Source organism: Winogradskyella costae (genome assembly GCF_013403865.1).
GTDB classification, from domain to species: domain Bacteria; phylum Bacteroidota; class Bacteroidia; order Flavobacteriales; family Flavobacteriaceae; genus Winogradskyella; species Winogradskyella costae.
Window position 1 is genome coordinate 1,165,000 of record NZ_JABFDK010000001.1, and the last position, 9,550, is coordinate 1,174,549.

The 9,550-nt window shown below is 32.8% G+C and carries 6 protein-coding genes; 3 read left to right on the top strand and 3 right to left on the bottom strand.

The genetic code is table 11. The features are described from left to right. Positions 1-2: 2 nt before the first annotated feature. The 3 genes from HM986_RS04975 to HM986_RS04985 all read right to left on the bottom strand — a co-directional run bounded on the left by HM986_RS04975 (position 3) and on the right by HM986_RS04985 (position 4,795). Positions 3-2,369 (bottom strand): outer membrane beta-barrel protein, encoded by a 2,367-nt coding sequence (locus tag HM986_RS04975; RefSeq protein WP_218841393.1) that lies wholly within the window; start codon positions 2,367-2,369, stop codon positions 3-5. Between the two features lie 174 nt (positions 2,370-2,543). Next, positions 2,544-4,391: a cation:proton antiporter gene (locus tag HM986_RS04980; RefSeq protein WP_179333951.1), complete on the bottom strand. Its 1,848-nt coding sequence runs from the start codon at positions 4,389-4,391 to the stop codon at positions 2,544-2,546. A gap of 83 nt (positions 4,392-4,474) precedes the next feature. Beyond that, positions 4,475-4,795 carry a DUF202 domain-containing protein gene (locus tag HM986_RS04985; protein ID WP_179334398.1) on the bottom strand — a complete coding sequence of 107 codons (321 nt, stop codon included), beginning with the start codon at positions 4,793-4,795 and terminating at the stop codon, positions 4,475-4,477. Positions 4,796-4,991: 196 nt separating this feature from the next. Between HM986_RS04985 and HM986_RS04990 the strand changes: the two genes are divergently transcribed. From HM986_RS04990 to HM986_RS05000, 3 genes are all read left to right on the top strand, one after another. Next, positions 4,992-5,852, top strand: coding sequence for an MBL fold metallo-hydrolase (locus tag HM986_RS04990; protein ID WP_179333952.1), 861 nt, complete (start codon positions 4,992-4,994; stop codon positions 5,850-5,852). A 92-nt stretch (positions 5,853-5,944) separates the two neighbouring features. Next, the gene (locus tag HM986_RS04995) at positions 5,945-7,546 is read left to right on the top strand and encodes a S8 family peptidase (protein ID WP_179333953.1); all 1,602 of its coding nucleotides are present in this window, start codon (positions 5,945-5,947) and stop codon (positions 7,544-7,546) included. A 102-nt stretch (positions 7,547-7,648) separates the two neighbouring features. After that, positions 7,649-9,451 (top strand): M1 family metallopeptidase, encoded by a 1,803-nt coding sequence (locus HM986_RS05000; RefSeq protein WP_179333954.1) that lies wholly within the window; start codon positions 7,649-7,651, stop codon positions 9,449-9,451. Positions 9,452-9,550 lie beyond the last annotated feature (99 nt).

Consider the following 9,550-nt stretch of genomic DNA (forward strand, 5'->3'; position numbering starts at 1 on the left):
GATTAATTATTAGCCTCAATTCTGTTTTCTTCATCTCTAGAAGTTTGGCTTCTACTTTTCTTTTTCCCGTATTTAGATCCAAAACTGTAGGCTAATCTCAATTGAATATTTTGTCTAGAGCCATTACTTTCTACATCTGCAAGGCCATTACCATAATCTATATTTCCAATGTAACCTCTGTTAAGCATTTTACTAAAACCAAGATTCGCTTTCAATTTATCATCTAAAAACTTTTTACCAAATGAAAAGTCTAATTCTGCGAACCAATCTATTTCTACTTGACCTTCTAAAGCTCCTGTTCCATAATTTCCGCTTAATTCAAAATTAATATCCCATGGCAATTCATAATTAGCTTGTAAAAACCAAATTAGATTCCATTTATCTAAATCGACATTAAATGTTGAGGATTCAAAATCTGTATTGGTAACAATAATACCTGTGTAACCTTCTAAACCTTCTGTAAAATCTACAGGTGCAAACAATCTAAAATTCCAATTTTCATTGTTTTCAATATTCACTACTTGCTGTCTAATCTGTGCTGTGGTATTGTCTTGTTTTATTAAATTGAAAATAGCATCGTCTGTTTTACTATAACCAATTGTAAAAAAGGGTTGACCATCATAGGTTAGGTTAAATTGATAATTATTAGTGTAAGATGGTATTAAATTTTGGTTGCCTTCATTTGCAGAAAACGGATCTAAAAATGTAGCAAAAGAATTTAAACTGCTATAAGATGGTCTTTGAATTCTATAACTGTAAGATACACTTGCTCCTAAAACATCCGTTAATTTTCTACTTATTGAAGCACTTGGAAATAACTTTTTAATAGGTCTTTTTTGCACTTCTGTAACAAGAGTTCCGCTATCTAAATAAGTAGATGCTCCATCTGTATTACTATCTTCATAACGCAAACCTCCAGAAAAAGACCACGCTCCTACTGTAGCATTTATTTTAGAATAGAGTGCAAATATGGTTTCGTCTATTACAAAGCGGCTACTTTCTTCATTCACCAAATCAAATGTTCCGCTGTTATCTATTAAGGCTTGCAAATCATTGTCTGTTTCTACATCTGCATATCTTGAGCCTGCACTAAGTTTTAGGTTATCTGAGAATGTTTTGGTATAATCTACTCGATACGTTTTTATGTTGAATGTTCCTTCTTGTATGTACCTTCTATCTGTAAAAGCAACTGTACTACCTGCAACATCTGAAAGTGTATTTGTATTATCGTTTGTAAAATCTACATAATTAAAATCTAGAACTAGTTTATCGGTTTCTGTCTTATACTCGTAATACGGATTGATATTAAAATTAGCACGATCTCTATCAAAATAATTTTCAGAAAATAAGGTTTCAGTATTGCTTTCGTCAGAAATAATGGTTTTACTACTGGATGTTCTTGTCGATGTTCTTTTATAAAATCGTCCTCCCAAACCAATAGAATGATGTTCACTTAAATAATAATCTAAATTTCCACTAATTGAAAAATTTTGAGGATCGTAAGGTTCTCTTGTTGCCTGGTCGTAAGTTTCTGTTCCAACTGTTCTCACTAAAAACAAATCTTCTCGCCAAGTTGGTTCCGAGTAATTAACACTTGTCTGCCAATTTAGTTTGTTCTTAAAACTCGCCATAGAAAAACCAGAACCCCATTCAAAACCTTCGTCCTTACCCACCCAAGAAGTTACATTTCCATTGGTGCCTAACTGCACATTTTTCTTTAAAATAATATTAATAATTGCAGCTGATCCAGAGGCTTCATATTCCGCTCCTGGTTGCTCTACAAGTTCTATTCTAGAAATATTATCTGCAGGAAAATCTCTTAATAAGGTTTCAACATCCATGTATTCGGTTGTTTTTCCATTAATTAAGATTTTTACTCCCGATTTTCCAGCGATTGAAATACCATTGTTAGATACCAAAACACCCGGGATTTTGCGCATTACATCCTCTAGATTGGTGTTTATCATTTCAGAATTTTCGAGATCTACGATGAGCTTTTCGGCGGTTTGTTTAAAAACAGGTCGTTTAGATTTTATAACAACTTCTCCTAAAGTTTGTGCTTCTTCCTTAAGAGTAAAATTGAAGATTTTGTCTGCTGTGCTTAGCGTAAAAACTTCGGTTTTCTCTGTTTGGAAACCTAGTGAAGAAATTTCAAGGCTGTACTTGCCTTGTTCTAAGTTTTTGAATTCATAATAACCTGCATTGTCACTTACCAATCCTGTTAGCGGATCATTAACACCTTCTTGATAAATAATAATGTTTGCAAATGGTAAGGGTTGATTAGTCTCGTCTGTAATAGTGCCTTTTACATTTTGAGAAAAACCTAAGGTAACAGTTAAAATTAAAAAACTACATAAAAATGATTTCATAACTGATTCGATTAAGATTGATGATGTAAATATATACCCACCTATTTATTTTTAAAATCAGAATATGCCGAAACGGGTTAAAAAAAAGTTGAATTGGTTGTATTAATATCTAATGAATAATCTTCGACTCTAATGTAAATGGCTCTAATGTAAATGGCTCTAATGTAAATGGCTCTAATCTTCATTAGCTACTTTCTCCACATCAAAAGGTTTACCTAAATAGACCAATTTAAAATCTTGACCTATATCAGTGACTTCTTTATTCTGAACTGAAATAATATGAAGTTCTCCATCATCGTCCTTTAAAAATAACGGAATCATGTATTTATCCTTACCCGCCATTTCTAAGAGGCTCTTGTAATGTACTGCATCCACTATATCAATTTCTTGAATTGCAGGATACTTACGCGTTACTTCCATTAAATTAATATAATCATCCGTTGGAGAGAATAAGCCTTCTTTAGGAGTGTTTTCTAGGTTATTCATTTCATCTGAAGTTACTAATCTATAGGAACCATTTTCTCCAAATTCTTTGCCGAACTTTTCAATAACATAAGAATTTATATCAGAGTTTCCTGTCATTGCCATAATATAGCCTACGTCATTTAATTCAATATTATCAGAAAGTGTATCAGAATATATATTAGTATTTAATGCTTCTAAACCTAGTTCGTGAGCCTTATCTATATTATTCTGGTTGCTATCAATTAAAACAATGTGTCTTCCATTAGATTCTAAATAATGACCTAATAACCGTGGTAATTTAGAAGCCCCAACAATTAAAATCCCATTAGATTTTGTTAAAAACACACCAACCAATCTTGCAAATAGACGTGCTGTGGTTGCGTTTAATAAAACCGTTCCCAAAACAATCATAAATACCAAAGGCGTAATGTATTCTGCACCTTCAACACCTTGTCGCATTAATTTACTTCCAAAAAGTGATGCAATACCCGCTGCAACAATACCACGAGGTCCAACCCAACTTATAAAAAGTTTTTCGTTAAGATTTAGTTTTGATCCCTGAGTACTTACAAATACCGCTAAAGGTCTTATAATAAATACCACAATAGCAAAAAGTATCGCTGTATTCCATGTGTACAGTAGCATTAGGTCTTCAATATCAATATTTGCCGCTAAAAGAATGAATAAAATTGAAATTAATAAAACACTCAATGATTCTTTAAAATATAATAGTTCTTTAAGATTATCTAGTTTACTATTTCCTAAAACCATTCCCATTACTACAACTGCTAATAAGCCAGATTCATGTGCAAATAATTCAGATTCTACAAACACTAATAATACGGTTGAAAGCGACACAACATTTAATAAATAATGTGGAATTAGCTTTTTATTAATAGCAAAGGCTAAAGCATGCGCAAACGTAAAACCAAATGTGGTACCAAATAATACAATTTTACCAAATTCCATTAAAGCTGTTTTAGTGAAGCCACTATCACCTCCCACACTTATAAATTCAAACACTAAAACGGCAACTAAAGCTCCGATAGGATCAATAAGAATACCTTCCCATTTTAAAACAGTTGAAACATCTTTTTTAAGTGGAATATTTCGCAAAATAGGTGTAATTACAGTTGGCCCTGTAACGATAATGAGGCCTGCAAAAAGAAATGATAAATCCCAACTTAAATTAAACGTATAGCGCGCTACAATACCAGCACCAAAGAACGTAATGGCAGAACCAACGGTAATTAATTTGGTAATTACTGGACCTACATTTTTGATTTCGGATCGTTTTAAAGTTAAACCTCCTTCAAACAAAATAATACTTATGGCCAGTGATACAAAGTAGTACAAGCTATCACCAGGAAACAATCCTTTTGTACCATTCCAAATAGGTTCTATCCACTTAGTTTTATCTTCACTTAAAAATTCTGCTGCAATCGGACCGACCAATAATCCTATTAATATTAAAGGTAAAATAGCTGGTATTTTAAATTTCCACGCCACCCATTGCGCTAATATTCCAAGAATTATAATTCCGGCTAGTTCTAACATCTATCTACTTTTTGCGTGAAAATACTAAATTCTATTTTTATAGAAACTTCCTTTAAGATTATAAATAAGAATCTTAATTAAAGTTATACTTTATTATCCTCTTCTTTTTCTTCAGATTTATAATATACCCGTTTTAAACTCTTTTTTAATAGGGTAAATCTATAGACCCCAATGATAAAAAAGACTACACTAAAGACTATTGCTGTAAGTGCTAAATATTTAAAATTAGCAAATTCTTTAAGTTGGTATAAAGCGATAGCACCTAGTAGTAAATATAAAGAAGAACGAATATAAGATAAAAGGGTACGTTCGTTAGCCAATCGGGTGCGTTCTATTGCTAAATAATCTCTAAGGATAACTTGTTGATCTGGTTTAAAATCGCGACCAAATCGTAAGAGTTTAATTTTCTTAATTTTTAGTGGTGATTTTGATATGCGTTTCATTGTTAATTCATTTTATCCACCTAAAAGTAATTGTTTTTTAGAATAGATATGAAATTATACCGTTGTTAATTGTTAAATATCCTCTAATTTATTGAGACTAACAACAATTAGTTTTAATGCTTTTAGTAATTTGCATAACTATATAAAAAATTTGCAAATGCAATTATATCCTATTCAATCCGGAAATTTTAAGCTCGATGGAGGAGCCATGTTTGGTGTTGTACCAAAATCCCTATGGCAACGTACTAATCCTGCTGACAGTAGTAATATGATAGATATAGCTGCACGTTGTCTATTAATTGAAGATGGTAATCGTCTTATCTTAATAGATACTGGAATGGGTAATAAGCAAAGCGATAAATTTTACGGTTACTATTTTCTTTATGGTGATGATAGTATCGATAAATCATTAGCCGCCCACGGGTTTCATCGCGATGATATTACCGATGTGTTTATGACACACCTTCATTTCGATCATTGTGGAGGAAGTATACAATGGAATAAAGATAAAACAGGATATGAACCTGCTTTCAAAAATGCACACTTTTGGAGTAATGCAAATCATTGGAAGTGGGCAACAGAGCCTAATAGACGTGAAGTCGCTTCGTTTTTAAAAGAAAACATTTTACCTATGGAAGACAGTGGACAATTAAAATTCACTACCGTTCCTGAGCATCATATTTTAAAGAATTCTGAGTTAGGGTTCGACATTTTCTTTGCTAACGGCCATACTGATAAGCAAATGATTCCGATGATTCAGTATAAAGGAAAAACTATCTGCTTTATGGCAGATTTATTACCAACCGTTGGGCATTTGCCGTTGCCATTTGTAATGGGTTATGATACTAGACCCTTATTAACTCTAGACGAAAAAGAGTTATTTTTAAATATGGCTGCAGACAATAACTTCTATTTATTTTTAGAACATGATGCGCATAACGAAATTATTACAGTTAAACATACAGAAAAAGGAGTGCGACTCAACGAAACATTTACCACAAACCAACTATTTAATTAAAATAGAAAACAGAGCAGGTAATAGATATTAGCATTTAAGACCGTATATATTGCATACAAAATCTAACAATTCAATAACAATAAATAATACAAATGAAATTTAATTACAGAATAATAGCCTATTTAGGATTTGCAGGAACCTTATTTTTAGGCTGTGGTAGTACTAGTGAAATTCTTTCTACACCAATAGAAAACATAGATTCTTCACCTTTAAAAGTCACAGAATTAACTGATGCTGAAGCTAAAAATTGGGGACACCTAGACCTTGTAAATGATACCATTCCTGGTATGAGTGTTGACAAAGCCTACTCTGAAATTATTAAAAACAAAAAAGGAAGTAAAGTTATCGTTGCTGTCATAGATTCTGGTATTGATATAGATCATGAAGATTTAAGAAATGTACTTTGGACCAACGAAGATGAAATACCAAATAATGGAATAGATGATGATAAGAATGGCTACATTGACGATGTACATGGATGGAATTTTTTAGGAGATGGTTACGATGAGCAACTAGAATATGTGCGATTAATAGCAAGTGGAGAGACTTCTAATCCGCGTTATGATGAAGCCGTAGCTTTACAAAAAGAGGAATATGAAACGTATATGGGTGCTAAAACCAGATATGAACAAATTCTAAATGTTATAAAAAATGCTGATGAAAAATTGGCAGCACACTTAGGTAAAAAAGAATATACCATAAAAGAAGTTAATGCTATTAAAACAGAAGATGAATCCTTAGCACAAGCGATTCAAATAGCACAAAATATAAATGCTAATGGTGGTACTTTTAAAGATGCTAACGCAGAAATTAGTGGGCAACTAGAAAGTTTTAACGAACGCTTAAATTATCATTTAAATATTGATTTTTCGGGTCGTAAAACTAAAGATAATATCAATGATTTATCTGATATAGGTTACGGTAATGGAAACGTTAAGCCTGTAAAAAAATCAGAATCTCACGGAACACACGTTGCAGGTATTATTGCTGCAGAACGTAATAACGGAATCGGAGCAAATGGTGTTGCTAATAACGTAGAAATTATGTCTATTAGAACTGTTCCTAATGGAGATGAATACGATAAAGATGTTGCATTAGCTATCCGTTATGCTGTAGATAATGGTGCTAAAGTCATAAACGGAAGTTTTGGAAAATCATTTTCTCCACACCCAGAATGGGTAAGAGATGCTATTAAATATGCATCTGATAATGATGTTGTTTTTGTACATGCTGCTGGTAATGATAGTAAAAATGTAGATGAAGGTGCTAATTTCCCAGATGATAATGTTGATTTCGTTGAAATATCAAATACATACATTAGAGTGGGTTCTTTAACTTCTAAATATGGCTCTAAAATTGTCTCTGGTTTTTCAAATTATGGAAAAAAGAATGTCGATGTTTTTGCTCCGGGATCTAATATTTATTCTACAACTCCACAAAATGAATACAAGCCAAATAGCGGAACATCTATGGCTTCTCCTGCTGTTGCTGGTGTAGTGGCTTTAGTACGTTCGTATTATCCAAAATTATCTGCGGCTCAGGTAAAACAAGTGCTTTTAGAATCAGGATTACCTTTAACTACTAAAGTGGTCGTTGGTGGCGATGCTTCTAATGTGACACCTTTTTCAGATTTATCCAAATCTGGTAGAATAGTTAATGCTTACAATGCCTTAATTATGGCTTCAAAATTATAATAATCCTTTTTGGATTTCATTAAAATAATTGGGTTATTTAGTTGGTACATCTAGATAACCCAATTACTTATAAAGTCTTTATATTTATTAAAAACAAATGTTATGAAACATACCATTCTCAGTCTTTTTTCACTTTTAATTTTAGTCTCTTGCGGTTCTACTGAAAAAGCGCTTCAAAATACTAATTCAGTAAATGCATCTACATTTGGATATTGGCAGCAACATGTAGATTACGCCATGGAAATTGATATGGATGTCAACAACTATCAGTATAAGGGCACTCAAAAATTAGTATATACCAATAACTCACCAGACGTGCTTAATCGTGTGTATTACCATTTGTATTTTAATGCCTTTCAACCAGGCAGTGAAATGGATGTACGCTCGCGCACCATAAGTGATCCAGATCGTCGCGTTGGAGCTCGAATTAACGAACTTCAACCTAATGAAATTGGTTACATAAAAGTGAATTCATTACAACAAAACGGAACTTCGATTTCATATGAAACAGTCGGTACTGTTTTAGAAGTAAAATTACATAAACCTATTTTACCTGGAGAAAAAGTCACTTTTAACATGGATTTTGATGCTCAAGTTCCGGTCCAAATTCGTCGTTCTGGAAGAAATAATTCTGAAGGTGTGGCCTTATCTATGTCACAATGGTATCCAAAATTAGCAGAATATGATGATGAAGGTTGGCACGCAGATCCATATATAGGAAGAGAATTTCATGGTGTTTGGGGAAATTTTGATGTAAAATTATCTATTGATGAATCTTATATTGTAGGTGGTACAGGATATCTCCAAGGTGAGCCAAAAGTAAAATCAGGAAAGAAAACTCATCATTTCAAAGCACCTAAAGTGCATGATTTTACTTGGGCTGCTGATCCGGATTATATTCACGATACATTTCAAATGCCAAATGGTCCAACACTTCATTTCTATTATAAAAGCACTTTAGAGCAAGAATATTTAGATAATTGGAAAAAGCTACAATCTGAAACCGCTTTATTAATGAATTTCTTTAATGAACATATTGGAAATTACCCATACGATCAATATTCAGTAATTCAAGGTGGTGATGGAGGCATGGAATATGCCATGAGCACTTTAATAACAGGAAAACGTAGCTATGGTAGCTTATTAGGTGTTACCGCACATGAGTTAGCACATACTTGGTTTCAATTTTTATTGGCTTCTAACGAATCTAAACACGAGTGGATGGATGAGGGTTTTACAAGTTATATTTCTAACTTAGCGATGAATTCTATTAGCGAAAATAAAAAATCTAATCCGCTTTTTGGATCCTATAGAGGGTATTTAGCTTTAGCTAATTCTGGTGTTGAGCAACCCTTAACTACACACTCTGACCGTTATGCTTCAAATGGAGTTTATGGTGCTGCAGCTTACAGCAAAGGTGCTGTATTTTTAGCGCAATTAGGTTATATCATTGGAGATGAGAACTTAGATAAAACGATCAAAAAATACTTTGAAGATTTTAAATTTAAACATCCAAAGCCATTTGATATTATTAGAACTGCGGAACGCATCACAGATTTTGAACTCGATTGGTATTTTATAGATTTTGCGCAAACTACAAATACTATTGATTATGCTGTTAAAGCGGTTGAAGGCAATTCTATAACATTAGAACGCATTGGTTTAATGCCAATGCCTATTGATCTTACGGTTACTTATACGGATGGAACTACTGAAGAATTTTATATTCCACTACAAATGATGCGTGGTGAAAAACCAACCTCAGCTACCATTATCAATGATTGGGCTTGGGCAATGCCAACCTATTCATTTGATGTTAAAAAAGCAGTAAAGTCTGTTGAAATTGATGACTCTCAGATGATGGCAGATGTTAATCGTGAAGATAATATAATGACCATAGAATAATTTTGTTCTCAATTTTAGCAGTGGACATTAAATACCCACCTAACTTCGATTAAGATTATGGAACACGAATAAATGATAATCAATATCTAAGTACTTTAT